15 protein-coding genes and 3 tRNA genes are annotated in these 13,986 nt (G+C 67.7%); 7 read left to right on the top strand and 11 right to left on the bottom strand.

From position 1 onward, the window contains the following. Positions 1–124: 124 nt before the first annotated feature. From WFJ17_RS09750 to WFJ17_RS09775, 6 genes are all read right to left on the bottom strand, one after another. Positions 125–673, bottom strand: coding sequence for a hypothetical protein (locus WFJ17_RS09750; protein WP_336648290.1), 549 nt, complete (start codon positions 671–673; stop codon positions 125–127). A gap of 653 nt (positions 674–1,326) precedes the next feature. Further along, positions 1,327–1,674 (bottom strand): DUF6953 family protein, encoded by a 348-nt coding sequence (locus tag WFJ17_RS09755; protein ID WP_336648291.1) that lies wholly within the window; start codon positions 1,672–1,674, stop codon positions 1,327–1,329. A 588-nt stretch (positions 1,675–2,262) separates the two neighbouring features. Beyond that, complete coding sequence (locus tag WFJ17_RS09760) at positions 2,263–2,595, bottom strand: hypothetical protein (RefSeq protein ID WP_336648292.1); 333 nt, start codon at positions 2,593–2,595, stop codon at positions 2,263–2,265. Between the two features lie 306 nt (positions 2,596–2,901). Beyond that, positions 2,902–3,327 carry a hypothetical protein gene (locus WFJ17_RS09765; protein WP_336648293.1) on the bottom strand — a complete coding sequence of 142 codons (426 nt, stop codon included), beginning with the start codon at positions 3,325–3,327 and terminating at the stop codon, positions 2,902–2,904. Positions 3,328–3,441: 114 nt separating this feature from the next. Continuing rightward, positions 3,442–3,915 carry a hypothetical protein gene (locus WFJ17_RS09770; protein WP_336648294.1) on the bottom strand — a complete coding sequence of 158 codons (474 nt, stop codon included), beginning with the start codon at positions 3,913–3,915 and terminating at the stop codon, positions 3,442–3,444. A 28-nt stretch (positions 3,916–3,943) separates the two neighbouring features. Further along, positions 3,944–4,480, bottom strand: coding sequence for a hypothetical protein (locus tag WFJ17_RS09775; RefSeq protein ID WP_336648295.1), 537 nt, complete (start codon positions 4,478–4,480; stop codon positions 3,944–3,946). Positions 4,481–4,543: 63 nt separating this feature from the next. Between WFJ17_RS09775 and WFJ17_RS09780 the strand changes: the two genes are divergently transcribed. Continuing rightward, entirely contained in the window at positions 4,544–5,242 is a 699-nt protein-coding gene (locus WFJ17_RS09780) for a site-specific integrase (protein ID WP_336648296.1), read from the top strand. Positions 5,243–5,379: 137 nt separating this feature from the next. On the opposite strand, the gene WFJ17_RS09785 is transcribed toward WFJ17_RS09780, so the two are convergent. The 3 genes from WFJ17_RS09785 to WFJ17_RS09795 all read right to left on the bottom strand — a co-directional run bounded on the left by WFJ17_RS09785 (position 5,380) and on the right by WFJ17_RS09795 (position 5,704). After that, positions 5,380–5,452, bottom strand: a tRNA-Phe gene (locus WFJ17_RS09785). 78 nt (positions 5,453–5,530) lie between these two features. Beyond that, a tRNA-Asp gene (locus WFJ17_RS09790) sits at positions 5,531–5,604 on the bottom strand. Positions 5,605–5,631: 27 nt separating this feature from the next. Continuing rightward, positions 5,632–5,704: transfer RNA gene (locus WFJ17_RS09795), tRNA-Glu, on the bottom strand. 257 nt (positions 5,705–5,961) lie between these two features. Here WFJ17_RS09795 and WFJ17_RS09800 point away from each other — a divergent pair. Then, a complete protein-coding gene (locus tag WFJ17_RS09800; RefSeq protein ID WP_336648297.1) occupies positions 5,962–7,338 on the top strand; it encodes a M23 family metallopeptidase in 1,377 nt (458 codons plus the stop codon). Between the two features lie 87 nt (positions 7,339–7,425). Here the strand turns inward: WFJ17_RS09800 and ppa are convergent, their stop codons facing one another. After that, positions 7,426–7,917, bottom strand: coding sequence for an inorganic diphosphatase (ppa, locus tag WFJ17_RS09805; RefSeq protein ID WP_045248825.1), 492 nt, complete (start codon positions 7,915–7,917; stop codon positions 7,426–7,428). Between the two features lie 84 nt (positions 7,918–8,001). Between ppa and tilS the strand changes: the two genes are divergently transcribed. Then, positions 8,002–8,991 carry a tRNA lysidine(34) synthetase TilS gene (gene tilS, locus WFJ17_RS09810; protein ID WP_336648298.1) on the top strand — a complete coding sequence of 330 codons (990 nt, stop codon included), beginning with the start codon at positions 8,002–8,004 and terminating at the stop codon, positions 8,989–8,991. A gap of 133 nt (positions 8,992–9,124) precedes the next feature. On the opposite strand, the gene WFJ17_RS09815 is transcribed toward tilS, so the two are convergent. Beyond that, a complete protein-coding gene (locus WFJ17_RS09815) occupies positions 9,125–9,724 on the bottom strand; it encodes a DUF937 domain-containing protein (RefSeq protein ID WP_285813941.1) in 600 nt (199 codons plus the stop codon). A 120-nt stretch (positions 9,725–9,844) separates the two neighbouring features. On the opposite strand from WFJ17_RS09815, the gene hpt reads away from it, so the two are divergent. From hpt to folP, 4 genes are all read left to right on the top strand, one after another. Then, positions 9,845–10,396, top strand: a complete 552-nt coding sequence (hpt, locus tag WFJ17_RS09820; RefSeq protein WP_336648299.1) for a hypoxanthine phosphoribosyltransferase — start codon at positions 9,845–9,847, stop codon at positions 10,394–10,396. A gap of 126 nt (positions 10,397–10,522) precedes the next feature. Then, positions 10,523–12,523, top strand: coding sequence for an ATP-dependent zinc metalloprotease FtsH (gene ftsH / locus WFJ17_RS09825; RefSeq protein WP_251439246.1), 2,001 nt, complete (start codon positions 10,523–10,525; stop codon positions 12,521–12,523). Between the two features lie 3 nt (positions 12,524–12,526). Continuing rightward, positions 12,527–13,138, top strand: coding sequence for a GTP cyclohydrolase I (folE, locus tag WFJ17_RS09830; protein ID WP_251439244.1), 612 nt, complete (start codon positions 12,527–12,529; stop codon positions 13,136–13,138). Then, positions 13,135–13,926: a dihydropteroate synthase gene (gene folP / locus WFJ17_RS09835; RefSeq protein WP_336648300.1), complete on the top strand. Its 792-nt coding sequence runs from the start codon at positions 13,135–13,137 to the stop codon at positions 13,924–13,926. Before folE ends, folP begins: the two co-directional genes overlap by 4 nt. The last annotated feature ends 60 nt before the right edge of the window (positions 13,927–13,986 follow it).

Below are 13,986 nucleotides of genomic sequence, written 5' to 3' on the forward strand. Positions count from 1 at the left end.
AGAATCATGGGTTATTGCGGGGTATCAGATTGCCTGCTGGCCCTTCTCTCGCCTCCTCGCTGCGTATCAGGAAGTATCTCCCCGGATCACCAAAAGTGCGGGGTAGATGCGGGCTGTGTTCCAGTCAGCGATAGGTGATCCCCCAGGGCTGTTCGGGCAGCGTATTGACCCAGCGACTCAGCTCCTCAGGCGCGAACAGCGGCTTCGCTCCGGCGTAGTTCGCGGTGAGGTCGCCGCGTCGCATGGCCGCACGGAGAAGAGTTGGACTGACACCGGTCGCCGTCGCGGCTTCCCGAATCGTGTACGCGATCTTCTCCACTCCAAGCGCGTTGTGGATCTCGTCGTGGATGATGGCCCGCAACTCGTTTGCCGTGAATGCCATGCGGTAAGCGCCAGGGTCTGCTTGTTCTGGCGGCTCTGGGGTCGGCATGTCTCGCGGAACGTCCGGGTGGTTACGCAAGTAAAGCTCCACCTCAGCCCATTTGCACGGCAGTTGTGCTCGTCTGGCCCAGATCTCGGGCACAGTCGGATCGTCGATGAGCCGGATTCGAATGTAGGCGTCGTAGTGGAACCCGGGGTTGAGAATCAAGGCACGCTGGAGCGGATGAGAGGTTCCCTGTCGGAACGCCCAGTACTCGCCGGTCTTGATCCCAAGCTCTCCACCTTGCGGCATGAGCCACACAGTAGCCCTATGACGCGTACCCACGAGCCCCTGGCGGCCGCTAGGTTTGGCCCAACGTGCCCCCGTGCGAGGATCCACTGGACCGCGACGCACGCCGCCGGGATCTCGTTCACGATCCGCGAAAGACGTTCCGATGTTGGGAGAGGGGGGCAACGCCGCTGCTACCGATATAGGCAGTTCCCGAGGTGCTCATGCAGGTCCGGTAACAAGCTCGAGGCGCTGAGACGTATCGTTAGTACGCAATAATCAAGAGCCGCGTCGTCTCACGGCGTTCGCCCCTATGTGATGTCCAGGCGATATGGAGTCGTTGAGAGCCTGGGGATCTTGGGTCGAGGAAGAACAGCTCCGACTCATTTGGGTGGAATCGCGCGGGCCGGTCGGATTCCCGAATCATCTCTGCGTCAGGAATACCCAACTCGACGCTCGTGGCCGTCTTAGTCCCGGTGTTTGTGAGTACCCATCCACGCATTCCGCCGCGTTTCGATACTTCTTCAGGGATCGGTGACAGTGTCCACTCGGCGTCAGCCTCCCGTAGAGCCCGCTTTCGCTCGAACAGGAGAGTTAATTGTGCGCTCCCGATCCCAATAGCTGCCGCAATAATCAGCTGGGCGATGTTGTATCCAACCTGCCATTCCACGGGCCGGCTACTCGCTCTCTCGCTCGGACTGCCGCTCGGTGCGGCGGCGTCGCGCCTCTTCGCGCCTCTGTTTGCGAACTTCGTCGCGCTCCCGGATCCTTGCAAGATCGTCATCATCAACAATCCGCCACGACTGGTCAGACCGATCCCAGATGACGTTGTCAGTCTTCAACGGGCCAAGAGCCTTCAGGATTCTGCGATCGATCGCCCAATTGTTGTTCTGGTTGCGATAGAGCCATTCGTCTCCGAACTGCTCGCGAAGCCGTGGAACGAGGCGCCTCTGGTAGCTTCGATTTCGCCCGCGTGCGGTGATCTCATCCATCAGCCACTGGGCAATTTCTTGCGGAGTGCTCATGTGCACATCATGGCAGAGACCTGCTCATGCCGAGTGTGGTCGAGTGAGTCGACCTTGAATGGGTTGGCTTGCGCGAAGGCCGAGGACAGCGCCGAGCCGCTGGAGCAGTCAAGACTTGGCGGGCTGCCACCGACCTCTCACCGAGATGGGAGAATCACCCTATGAGGCATGAGCCGACAAGCGGACACGATGATCCGAATACGAACTACCGAGTCACGTGGAAGACGTTCAACCTCGACGGTCCAGATACCGAGCATGAGCGTGTCTTCACCGATCGCGATCAGGCCTGGAGCTTCTACGAAGACGCCCAAAAGGGGCGAAGCTACGGGGCCACCTGGGAACACGTCCCGGCTTGATCCTGAGGCGCTGCGCAGATGACGTCATGAGTACGCGTGGTGAACGTGCCATCCGTCCTCGCCCTTGAAGACATCAAGGACGTACGAGTCGCCTGCGTCATCGGTCCCTTGGAATCGCCAGCCGTAAAGCGGGCTGGGGGTCTCGAGCTGCACCGACCAGAGCGAGTGTCGGATCCTGGTGGGCATGTCCGTGACGCGCCACCTCTTCCCGGCGAAGACCATCCGGGCAAGGTCAGCGGGGCTGGTGCCCGTCAAAGATGCCGCGGCGCTTCATCTCATTCCGCGCTAATCGCTCATCGTTCGCGGCGATCGCTTTGCGTCCAAGGTCCGGCTCGTGCCAGTCGGCCGCAATCTTCCGGGCGATGTCGTAGGACATGGTGAGTTCGTGGTTTGGCAGACTCCGGAAAAACTCGGCATCGTTGACTCCAAGCCATTCAGCCTTTGGAGCCGGCGAGTCGTTGGGACTGCTGACAACTCCTGCGACGATCTGCTTGGCGGCGTAACCGAGCGGCAGATCATCGGAGTAGTCACCATTGCGAGGTCCGCCTTCGAGCACGTATCCCATGCGAGGATTCTATGCCCGCGGAGTTGGAGCTACGGCATGCCTTTCCTGGCACGGGCGCTGCCAGTCGCCCAGCATGTCGCGCTACTTCTCGTCGGCAGAGGTGCCGCACCTTGCGCAGTGCGGCCACGTGCCGAGCAGGACATGACCATCAGCTTGTGCCCGCCACTCACTGCCGCAGTGCGGATACACATAGTTCGTGAACTCCATGGACGGCGACGCTACCGCCAACCGCTGGCTGGGTCCGAGCATTGACCGCCCCGTATCCCGGATCGCGCCACGGCGTCTTGAATAGACGCCGTGGCGCGATCACGATGTTGATCCGCGAGCGACCCGTTCGAAATGGTTCAGCACGTCAGTTAGCCCCGGAACAACCCGCTGGCCGGCGAGGTATTCCTCGTAGTGGCGCACCTTCGACGCGCTCGGTTCGCAGCCGAGAGCGTTGACGATGGTGTTCGTGGGGGCCCACACGACATCTACCCAAGTAAGCGGCCAGACCATCGGCCAGACCAATCCGTCGCGGACGTCCGCGCAAACGATCGCACCATGCAGCACTGCGTTGCGGGTCATCGAGAGCGCAGGTGACAGATGGTGGCGTGCGTGCGGGACGAGATCGCTCGCGACATCGGCCCACATGACGGCCTCGCCGACACGCACCGCAGTGAGGTCCGGGTCATTGGGATCGACTGCTGCGATCGCGAGTCGCATGCCGCGGACCGCAAGTTCTAGACCCATGGAGTCATCGTAGGGCGACGGTCGTCGACCGCCTCCAAGCCGCTGAGGCATATCAAACCGGGGATCACGCTGAGCACGCGTGGATGTGGCGGGTTTGGGTGATTCCGTTGGTGACTAACCGAGGGTGCGGGGGTCGAAGCCGATCGCTGTTCTTGGAACGTCATCTGGATGCGCTGGATCTCCGAGGGCGTGGAGTCGCCATGCGGATCCGGGTGTGACTGCGATCTCAGGTCGCCAGACGAGTGTTGCGTGCAACTCGGCCGGAATGAGCCTGCTATCAGGCGCAACGTGCGCCTGCGTGTCGACCCATCGGACGTAGCTGACATCCGGCGCGTCGACCGCCCACAACGCACTCATGCTGAGTTTGAGACTGCTGTTCGCGATCGTGCGTGCCTCCGAGAAGTCCCCCCACCTGTCTGCCGACTCTGGCGTGACGAACGCGGCTCGCAGCATCTCAAGCGCGCCTGGGTCCAGACGCTGAAGGCCCATCCGTACGGCGTCGACGAAGAGTGACGGGTGCCAGTCGGGGAGCAGCTCGTAGGCAACTGCGGCATCGTCTTCCTCGGTCCAGCTCATGTCATCGCTCACGGGATCACCGTACGACCTCTCACCGACATCATCGGAGTCCGTGTGCGGCGAGAGCGCGGGACAACTGTTCCCGCTGCGCCTTCGCCTTCTGGTCCGGGTCGTACGAGTAGTTCGTGGAGTGGTCTTCGAGAACGAAACTTGGTGTGCTGGAGCTCTCGGGCGCTGTGACGGTGACGTGAACCTGCTGCGCCTGGGTGTACGTCGGGGCGTACGCTGCGTACCGCTGGGTCGCCGCCTCTGCGAGCGACGACGGTGTGTTTCCGCTGTGCATAAGGGTTCGCCACCGATCCAGCTGGTCAGGGCCTCCGGCCTTGCGCACGTCGTCCGCAGTGAGAACGTACTCGCCGTTCGACAGGCGGGCGACGACCGAGTCAGACGTACTCGTTCCCGGGCCAACGACTCGGCCGCCTGTGGCATACGTACCCATCCGCCCGTTGCCCGACGCCGCCCCGTTGAGGTCTGGCATGACGGCGCGATACTCGATCGTGCCGTTCAGGTAGCCATACCGGGAGATGAAGTCGTCGATCGTGCCGACTGCTGGGCCGGTGTTCGCGAGGATGTTCATGCTCTTCGACGGGGGAAGTGCGAACACCGCGCTGCGAAGAACTGCAGAAGCGTCCTCAGTGGGATGCTCGGTCTCGCGGTACGTAATGGTGCGATTCAGCGAAACCCGGTTCGCGAGTTGGAGCGCATCACCCATCGGCGCTCGAAGGGCGCGACCGCGATCCCAATCTCTGAGTTGCCGGCGTTCGTCGAGAACGTCCGTGCTGATCCGTACCTTGCGGAATGGGACACTGCCGACCTGATCGAATGGATGCTCATGGTGGGCTGGCGAGTGGCTGAAGCCTGTGCGCTCGAGTGGTCATCGGTGGACATCGCCGCGAAGACGGCGCGCGTGGACGCGATCGCGAAGCGGCTCAAGGGCCAGGGCGTCAAGCGGCAGGAGTTCCCGAAGTCGGATGCGTCGGCGCGCGTAACGCCGTTGCCCGCCGAGGCTGTTGCACTGCTCAACCGTCGTCGTGAAAAGGTCGGTGGTTTGTCGACGCTGGTGTTCCCGTCTCCGTTGATGCGAATGCGAGACCCTTCCAATACGCAGCGTGAGATCCGCGACCGCCGGGAGGCGCTGGGCTACCCGGAGTTGAGCACGCACACATTCCGGAAGACGGTCGCGACGATCCTGGATGAGGCTGGGCTCAGCGCGCGCGACATCGCCGACTACCTCGGGCACGCGAATCCGAGCATCACTCAGGATGTCTACATGGCGCGTCAGACGGGCAGTCGGAAGGCCGCCCAGGCGATGCACGACAAGCTCAAGACTGTGGTCTGAATCTGCGGGGTTTGTGCGGGATCCCAGACTGAAAGATGATCTGGCCGGCCGCGAGAAGGCATCCCTGGAAAAGACGAAACCCCCGCGATGTAGAAGCTACGCGAGGGTTCCTGGGGTGATTGTAACGATCACCCGTGTGGCTCCGACCGGCATCGATCCGGTGACCTTTCGATTTTCAGTCGAACGCTCTACCAACTGAGCTACAGAGCCGCACAGGACGGAAGGTGGAAGCTTCTGACCTGCGTCCTAGACGAAAGGCCTTTCCGAAGAAAGGCCCGTCGCTTGGAGCGACCCTGACGGGACTTGAACCCGCGACCTCCGCCGTGACAGGGCGGCACGCTAACCAACTGCGCTACAGGGCCAGAACTATGAAATTGTATCGGAAAGAGTGACCCCAACGGGATTCGAACCCGTGCTACCGCCGTGAAAGGGCGGCGTCCTAGGCCACTAAACGATGGGGCCGGAGGCGAACCTCTGGGGTTCCCTTGCCGACGCTCAAGCATAAGGGGTTTGTGCGGCAAAACGCCAATCGAGGGCGCGTCCCGCTGGATCCCGGGCGTGTCCAGGGGGAGGATGAAGGGTGGTCCCGTTCCGAACCCGGGGACATGACCAGCACGCGAAGATCCGAAGAATTCCCGATCCCGAGCCGGATCCGCAGTGTTGCGTGCGGGGCCGATGTTGCTAGTGTGACATGAGTGAAACCGGCGAAAGGGAGCCGCGTGAACCATCCGAACAGCAGAGACGTCCGCCGTGACCCGGGCCGGACGTCCGTCGTTCCGCGCCCCGGTGCCGTGCCTCGTGCGCGACGGGGCGGGATCGCTCTGAGCATCGCCACCGTCGGCGCGCTGATCCTCGGCCTCTTCCTCGGCGCCCCTGCGGCGTACGCCGACGACTACCCCAGCTGGGATGACGTCCAGGCGGCCAAGGCGAACGAGGACGCGGCCGCGAACGAGGTGACGCGCATCCAGGGGCTCATCGCCTCTCTCACCCAGAACGTCGCGACGACGAAGGCCGCCGCGGAAGCCGCCGGCACCGAGGCGTTCGCCGCCCAGCAGGCGGCGAACGCGCAGGCGCGCCGCACCGATGACCTGCAGGCGCAGGCGGACTCGCAGAAGAAGGCCGCCGACGACGCGGCGAGCAAGGCGGGTCAGATCGCGGCGCAGCTCTCCCGCGACGGCGGCGACACCACCGCACTGCAGTTGTTCTTCTCGGCCTCCACGGCCAACAAGGACGAGCTGCTGCAGCGTCTGGGGCAGATGGACCGCGTGCTCTCCGGCACCCAGGCCATCTACGACAAGGCGCTCGAGGCGAAGAACACCGCACAGTCGCTGACCGACCAGGCCACGGCGGCGCGCACCGAACGCGACCGTCTGAACAAGGTCGCCCAGGACAAGCTGGCCGCCGCGCAGACCGCTGCGGCCGCGGCCGCCGCAGCGCTCGCGGATCAGCAGACCCACCTCGGCGTGCTGCAGGCCCAGCTGGCCGCGCTGCAGGACACCACGGCCAAGACGGTCGCCGGCTACCAGGCGGGCGAGGCCGCACGCGCCGCTGCGGAGGCGGCGGCGGAGGCGCAGCGTCAGGCCGCTGCCGAGGCCGCGCGCCAGGCCGCGAACAACGGCGGTGGCGGCGGCGGAGGCGACTCCGGCGGCGGATCCTGGACCGGCAGCGGCGGATGGGTGCGCCCGTTCGGCGGCTACCAGTCGTCCGGCTACGGCCCGCGCGTGCCCGATTGCGATGCCTGGGGATGCTCGTCCAGCTTCCATGAGGGCGTCGACCTCGCCGACGGCAGCTGCGGTTCGCCGATCTACGCGGCCCACTCCGGCACCGTGACGATGGCGTGGTACTACGGCGGCTACGGCAACTACATCCGCATCGAGAACAACGACGGCACGGGCATCGGCACCGGCTACGGTCACATCGAGTACGGCGGGTTCAACGTCTCTCCCGGTCAGTGGGTCAACGCCGGCCAGGTGATCGCCTACGCGGGCAACACCGGCGGATCCTTCGGGTGCCACCTGCACTTCGAGGTCTACCAGGACGACTACCCGATCAACCCGATCAACTTCATGGAGAACCGCGGCGTGTACATGGGCTGATCCGCCGGATCCTCAAGCAGAAGACCCCCGGCCGCGGAAGCGGACCGGGGGTCTTCTGCATGTCGGCCGCGGTGCGCGGCCGACGGCTCAGTGGCCGTCGTTCTTGAAGCGCTCGATCGCCTCGTCGAGGATGCGCTGCGCCTCGGCGGCATCGCCCCATGCGTCGACCTTGACCCACTTGTTGGGCTCGAGGTCCTTGTAGTGCTCGAAGAAGTGCGCGATCTCCTTCTTCGTGTATTCGGCCAGGTCGTCGACGTCCTGGATGTGCGACCAGCGCGGGTCCTTGCTCAGCACGGCCACGAGCTTGTCGTCGCCGCCGGCCTCGTCGCTCATCTTGAGCACGGCGACCGGGCGCACGTTCACGACGACACCGGGGAAGATCGCCTGGTCGAGCAGCACCAGCACGTCCAGCGGATCGCCGTCCTCGCCGAGGGTGTTGTCGAAGTAGCCGTAGTCGGCGGGGTAGCCGAAGGTCGTGTAGAGCACGCGGTCGAGGTGCACTCGTCCGGTCTCGTGGTCGACCTCGTACTTCACGCGGCTGCCGCGCGGGATCTCGATGACGGCGTCGTGTGCGCCCATGCGTGTGCTCCTCAGAAATGACGGTTGGATGCCGCGCACCAGCCTACTTCGCGCAAATCCCCTTCGCGTGGCTACCGTGGGAAGGTGCCGTCACTGAACCCCGCCGTCGCCGAGATCCGCCGAGCCGTGCGCACCGCGCTCGGCGCCCTGCCCGTGCCGCCGGCCTCCGTCGTGGTCGCGCTCTCCGGGGGCGCCGACTCGCTCGCCCTCGCCGCGGCGACCGCGTTCGAGGCGCGCGCCGCGGGGAGCGCCGTGCTCAGCGTCACCGTGGACCACGGCCTGCAGGAGGGCTCCGCCCGGATCGCCGCCGATGCCGCGGCCGCTGCGACGAGGCTCGGCATCGGGGCCCGGGTGCGACGCGTCGATGTGGTCGCCACGGGGGAGGGCCCCGAGGCCGATGCCCGTGCGGCGCGCTACTCCGCACTGCGCGAGGTCGCCCGGGCCGAGGGGGCGCCGGTGCTGCTGGGGCACACGCTCGACGACCAGGCCGAGACGGTGCTGCTGGGGCTCGCCCGCGGATCCGGGTCCGGCAGTCTGCAGGGCATGGCGCCGGTGCGCACCGACGACGACGGCTCGACCTGGATCCGCCCGCTGCTGGCGGTGCGCCGCGAGACGACCCGGGCCGCCTGCGCCGCCGAAGGGCTCGTGCCGTGGGGCGATCCGCACAACGTCGATCCCCGCTATGCGCGCGTGCGGGTGCGCGAACGGGTGCTGCCCGTGCTCGAGGCCGAGCTCGGTCCGGGCGTCGCCGAGGCGCTCGCCCGCACGGCGGAGCAGCTGCGCGAGGACGCGGAGGCGTTCGACGAGATGATCCACGAGACGATCGAGGACATCGTCGAGCATGCCGAGGCCGGCATCTCGGTGAGCGCCCCGGCGCTGTCCGCGAATCCGGCGGCCCTGCGCAACCGCATCATCCGACTCGTGGTGCAGAGCGAGTTCGGCGTCGGCCTCACCCGCACCCAGACCGTCGAGGTGGCGCGGCTCGTCACCGACTGGTCGGGGCAGGGCCCCATCGACCTTCCGGGCTGCACGGCCGCACGCGTCGGCGGCAGGATCGTCTTCGCGGCCCGCTGACCGGCGGGCGGGAGTCGCCCGGCCTGAGCTGAGCCCCGGGGAGGATCCGGGCCCACGGCCGGATCCGACCCGGGACAGCAGGAACGCGGCCCCCGAAGGAGCCGCGTTCCCGGACCGACGTGCGCCGGCCTCGTTACTTCTTGCCGCCGAGCAGACCGCCGATCAGGCCGCCGATGTCGATGCCGCCGCCACCGCTCGAGCCGGATCCGCCGCCTCCGAGCAGGCCGCCGAGGCCGCCCAGGATGTCGCCGAGGCCGCCGCCGGTGCCGGCCGCCTGGCCCTGCTGCTGGCCGCCGCCGAGCAGGCCTCCGAGGATGTCGCCGAGGCCCCCGCCTCCGCCCGTGGAGCCCTTCTGGCCGTTGGCGATGAGCCCCATGACGATCGGCGCGAGGATCGGCAGCAGCTTGCCGAAGTCGATGCCGGCCGTCTTCTGGTCGCTCGTCAGCGTCTGCGCGACCTGATCGGCGTTGCCGCCGAACACGTGCGACACGATCTTCTCGCCGTCCGCCTCGTCGACGTCGTCGAGCGACGACGCACCGGAGAACCCGTCGTGCTTGGCGAGGGCCGCCTCGATCGCCGCGGATCCCTCGGGGGACTCGGCGTTCTTGGCGAGGCCGCCGATCAGGGCAGCGCCGCCTTCCTGCACCGCCTGCCGGGCGACGTCCTCGCTGACGCCGAGCTTCTGTGCGATGTCGCCGATCGGAACCTGCTTGAGGATCTCGTCGATGTCCATGGGACTCCTTCCGTCCGCGGCGGAGGCTCGGTTCCCCCAAGCGCCACCCCGCCTCATCGCTCACAGTAGCGCTCCGGAGGTTGCCGCGGGAGAACGGATCCGGTCGCGTAAAATCGATCCATGCGCGCTGCGGACATGCCCGATGACCTGACCGAGATCCTCGTCACCGAGGAGGAGATCCGCGCCAAGCTCGACGAGCTCGCCGCGCGGGTCGCCGAGGACTACGCGGGCAAGGATCTGCTGCTGATCGGCGTGCTCAAGGGCGCGGTCATGGTCATGGCCGATTTCGCGCGGGCGCTGCCGTTCTCGGCGCCGATGGACTGGATGGCCGTGTCCAGCTACGGCGCGAGCACGAAGTCGAGCGGCGTCGTGCAGATCCGCAAGGATCTCGACACCGATCTGCACGGCAAGCACGTGCTCATCGTCGAGGACATCATCGACTCCGGTCTCACGCTGAGCTGGCTGCTGGAGAACTTCGCCTCCCGCGGCGCCGAGTCGATCGAGGTGCTCGCGCTGCTGCGCAAGCCCGAGGCCGCCAAGGTCCGGATCGACTGCAAGTACGTCGGCTTCGACATCCCGACGGAGTTCGTCGTCGGCTACGGGCTGGACTACGCGGAGCGCTACCGCAACCTGCGCGACGTCGCGGTGCTGGCCCCGCACGTGTACGCCTGACCGGGCGCCGCGCGGCGCGGAGCAGCGGCGTCCGGAGCGGATCCCGCCGCGGACCCCGGGTTCCCGGTACGCCGTGGGCGAATCCCCAGGAGGGGCCAAGGCCGGTCGCGCTACGCTGATCGGATCATGGATGTCAAGAAGATCACGCGCAATCCGCTCCTCTACGTGGGGCTGATCGGTCTGCTTCTGATCGGCGGGTTCATGCTGATCACCAACCTCGGATCCACTGCGCAGGTCTCGACCCAGGAGGGTCTCGACCTGCTCAAGGGCGGCACCGTCACCAAGGTGGTCAACACCGACGGCGACCAGCGCGTGGACATGACGCTCTCCAAGCCCTACAAGGGATCCGAGAACGTGCAGTTCTACTACGTCCAGGCGCGCGCCGCCGACGTGGTCACGGCGATCGATTCCGCCGCCCCCAAGGACGGGTTCAACGACACCGTGCCCCGGGCCAGCTGGTTCGACACGATCCTCTCGTTCCTCATCCCCGTGCTCCTGCTCGGCCTGCTCTTCTGGTGGCTGCTGTCGAGCGCCCAGGGCGGCAACAGCAAGATCATGCAGTTCGGCAAGTCGCGCGCGAAGCTCGTCAGCAAGGAGAACCCGACGGTCACCTTCGCCGACGTCGCGGGCGCCGACGAGGCCATCGAGGAGCTCCACGAGATCAAGGAGTTCCTGCAGGACCCGGGCAAGTTCCAGGCGATCGGCGCGCGGATCCCGAAGGGCGTGCTGCTGTACGGCCCTCCCGGAACCGGCAAGACCCTGCTCGCCCGTGCGGTCGCCGGCGAGGCGGGCGCCCCGTTCTACTCGATCTCCGGATCCGACTTCGTCGAGATGTTCGTCGGCGTGGGCGCCTCGCGCGTGCGCGACCTGTTCACGCAGGCGAAGGAGAACGCCCCCGCGATCATCTTCATCGACGAGATCGACGCCGTCGGCCGGCACCGCGGTGCGGGCCTCGGCGGCGGCAACGACGAGCGCGAGCAGACGCTCAACCAGATGCTCGTCGAGATGGACGGTTTCGACCCGAACGCGAACGTCATCGTGATCGCGGCGACCAACCGTCCCGACATCCTCGACCCCGCGCTCCTGCGCCCGGGCCGGTTCGACCGGCAGATCGGCGTGGACGCCCCCGACCTCAAGGGCCGCCAGCACATCCTCGAGGTGCACGCGAAGGGCAAGCCGCTCGCCAACGGCGTCGACCTCGAGGTCGTCGCCCGCAAGACTCCCGGTTTCACCGGCGCAGACCTGGCCAACGTGCTCAACGAGGCGGCTCTGCTGACCGCGCGCTCCAACGCGCAGCTCATCGACAACCGGGCCCTCGACGAGGCGATCGACCGCGTCATCGCCGGACCGCAGCGCCGCACCCGCGTGATGAAGGACAAGGAGAAGCTCATCACGGCGTACCACGAGGGCGGTCACGCGCTCGCGGCGGCGGCGATGAACTACACCGACCCGGTCACCAAGATCACGATCCTGCCGCGCGGCAAGGCTCTCGGCTACACGATGGTGCTGCCGCTGGACGACAAGTACTCGGTCACCCGCAACGAGCTTCAGGACCAGCTGACCTACGCGATGGGCGGTCGCGTCGCCGAGGAGATCGTGTTCCACGACCCCACCACCGGCGCCTCGAACGACATCGAGAAGGCGACCTCGATCGCCCGCAAGATGGTGCTCGAATACGGCATGACCACCCAGCTCGGCCCGGTCAAGCTCGGTTCGGAGGGCGGCGAGCCCTTCGCCGGCCGCGACATGGGCCGCGGTCGCGAGTACTCCGAGACCATCGCCGAGCGGGTCGACACGCAGGTGCGCGCGCTCATCGAGCAGGCCCACAACGAGGCGTACGAGGTGCTCAGCGCCAACCGCGACATCCTCGACCGGCTCGCCCGCGAGCTGCTCGAGAAGGAGACGCTGGACCACAACCAGATCGCGGACATCTTCACCGAAGTGCGCAAGCTCCCGGAGCGCCCGCAGTGGCTGTCGAGCGAAGATCGCCCGGTCTCGCTGCTGCCCCCGATCGAGATGCCGCAGCGCGGCGTCGAGACCGGTGTCGCGGCCAACGAGGCGGCTCCGGCCGCCCCGGCGCGCAAGCCGGCCGCGGGCGGCGGGAAGCCGCGCCCCGCGACGGCCTGAGCGATGACCGTCGACCGGGAGCGCGTCGCCGCACTCACCCGTGAACTCCTGCTCGCGATCGGCGAGGATCCGGAGCGCCCGGGCCTGAAGCAGACGCCGCAGCGGATGGCCGACCTCTACGCGGAGTTCTTCGCCGGCGTCGGCGAGGACCCCGGAGCCCCGCTCGCGCACACGATCAGCGTCTCGCACGGCCCCGCGCCGGACACGCTGCCCTCGGGCGCCGTGCTGCTGCGGGGGATCCGTTTCCGCTCGGTGTGCGAGCACCATCTGCTGCCGTTCGCGGGGCACGCGCACATCGCGTACCTGCCGGGGGAGCAGGTCGTCGGCCTCGGCGCCCTGGTGAAGGTCGTGGAGATCCTCGCGTCCCGCCCGCAGGTGCAGGAGCGGCTCGGAGAGCAGGTCGCCGACGCGATCGCCGCGCACCTCGACGCGCGGGGGGTGCTCGTGGTCATGGACGCGGTGCACGGCTGCGTGACCATGCGCGGCGCGCGGCAGACCGAGGCGTCCACGCTGACCATCGCGGCGCGCGGCGCCTATGCGGATCCGGTCGCGCGCGCCGAGCTCATCGCGCTGATCGGCGCGGGCCCCTCGACGGGCTCGGGGACCGCGGCGTGACCGCGGTCTGGGGGATCGTCAACGCCACGCCCGATTCGTTCAGCGACGGCGGGCGGTACTCCGACGCGGAGAGCGCCGTCGCGCACGGACTGCTGCTGCGCGCGCAGGGCGCCGACGTGCTCGACATCGGCGGGGAGTCGACCCGCCCCGGAGCCGAGCGGGTGTCCGTCGCCGAGGAGCAGCGCCGCGTGCTGCCGGTCATCGAGCGTCTCGCCGCGGAGGGGATCCCGGTGAGCGTCGACACCCTCAACGCATCCACGGCGCTCGCGGCCGTGCAGGCCGGGGCGCGGATCGTGAACGACGTGTCGGGCGGCCTCGCGGATCCGGAGATGCTCGCCGCGGTCGCCGAATCGGGCGCCGACATCGCGCTCGGGCACTGGCGCGGGCCGTCCTCGGACATGTACGCCCGTGCGGAGTACGGGCGCGTCGGACGCGAGGTGGCCGGCGAGCTGCGCGAGCGCGTGGCCGCCGCGGCCGCTGCGGGGATCGCCCCGTCGCGGATCATCGTGGATCCCGGTGTCGGCTTCGCCAAGACGACCGGGCAGAACTGGGACCTGCTGCGCGAGCTCTCCGACGTCGTTGCCCTCGGGCCGCGCGTGCTCGTGGGAACGTCGCGCAAGCGCTTCCTCGCCGACGCCCTCGGCGCCGATGCCGACGAGGCGCGCAAGGACCTGGCGACCGCCGTGACGAGCGTGCTCGCCGCGCGGGCGGGGGTGTGGGCCGTGCGGGTGCACGACGTCGCCGCGACGCGCGACGCCCTCGCCGTGCTCGGCGCCTGGGACGGCTGAGGCCGCGCCGCGACGGGCGCCGCGCCGGACGGGCGCCGCGCCGCGCCGGACGGGCGCCGC

Source organism: Microbacterium sp. MMO-10, assembly GCF_037148715.1.
In the GTDB taxonomy this organism is placed as follows: Bacteria; Actinomycetota; Actinomycetes; order Actinomycetales; family Microbacteriaceae; genus Microbacterium.

What these genes read in the sequence shown, in the direction of transcription:
- WFJ17_RS09750 (WP_336648290.1), bottom strand. Translation starts at nt 673, where the DNA reads ATGCCGCAAGGTGGAGAGCTTGGGATCAAGACCGGCGAGTACTGGGCG.
- WFJ17_RS09755 (WP_336648291.1), bottom strand. Translation starts at nt 1,674, where the DNA reads ATGAGCACTCCGCAAGAAATTGCCCAGTGGCTGATGGATGAGATCACC.
- WFJ17_RS09760 (WP_336648292.1), bottom strand. Translation starts at nt 2,595, where the DNA reads ATGGGATACGTGCTCGAAGGCGGACCTCGCAATGGTGACTACTCCGAT.
- WFJ17_RS09765 (WP_336648293.1), bottom strand. Translation starts at nt 3,327, where the DNA reads ATGGGTCTAGAACTTGCGGTCCGCGGCATGCGACTCGCGATCGCAGCA.
- WFJ17_RS09775 (WP_336648295.1), bottom strand. Translation starts at nt 4,480, where the DNA reads ATGAACATCCTCGCGAACACCGGCCCAGCAGTCGGCACGATCGACGAC.
- WFJ17_RS09780 (WP_336648296.1), top strand. Translation starts at nt 4,544, where the DNA reads ATGCTCGGTCTCGCGGTACGTAATGGTGCGATTCAGCGAAACCCGGTT.
- ppa (WP_045248825.1), bottom strand. Translation starts at nt 7,917, where the DNA reads ATGGGCGCACACGACGCCGTCATCGAGATCCCGCGCGGCAGCCGCGTG.
- WFJ17_RS09815 (WP_285813941.1), bottom strand. Translation starts at nt 9,724, where the DNA reads ATGGACATCGACGAGATCCTCAAGCAGGTTCCGATCGGCGACATCGCA.
- hpt (WP_336648299.1), top strand. Translation starts at nt 9,845, where the DNA reads ATGCGCGCTGCGGACATGCCCGATGACCTGACCGAGATCCTCGTCACC.
- ftsH (WP_251439246.1), top strand. Translation starts at nt 10,523, where the DNA reads ATGGATGTCAAGAAGATCACGCGCAATCCGCTCCTCTACGTGGGGCTG.
- folE (WP_251439244.1), top strand. Translation starts at nt 12,527, where the DNA reads ATGACCGTCGACCGGGAGCGCGTCGCCGCACTCACCCGTGAACTCCTG.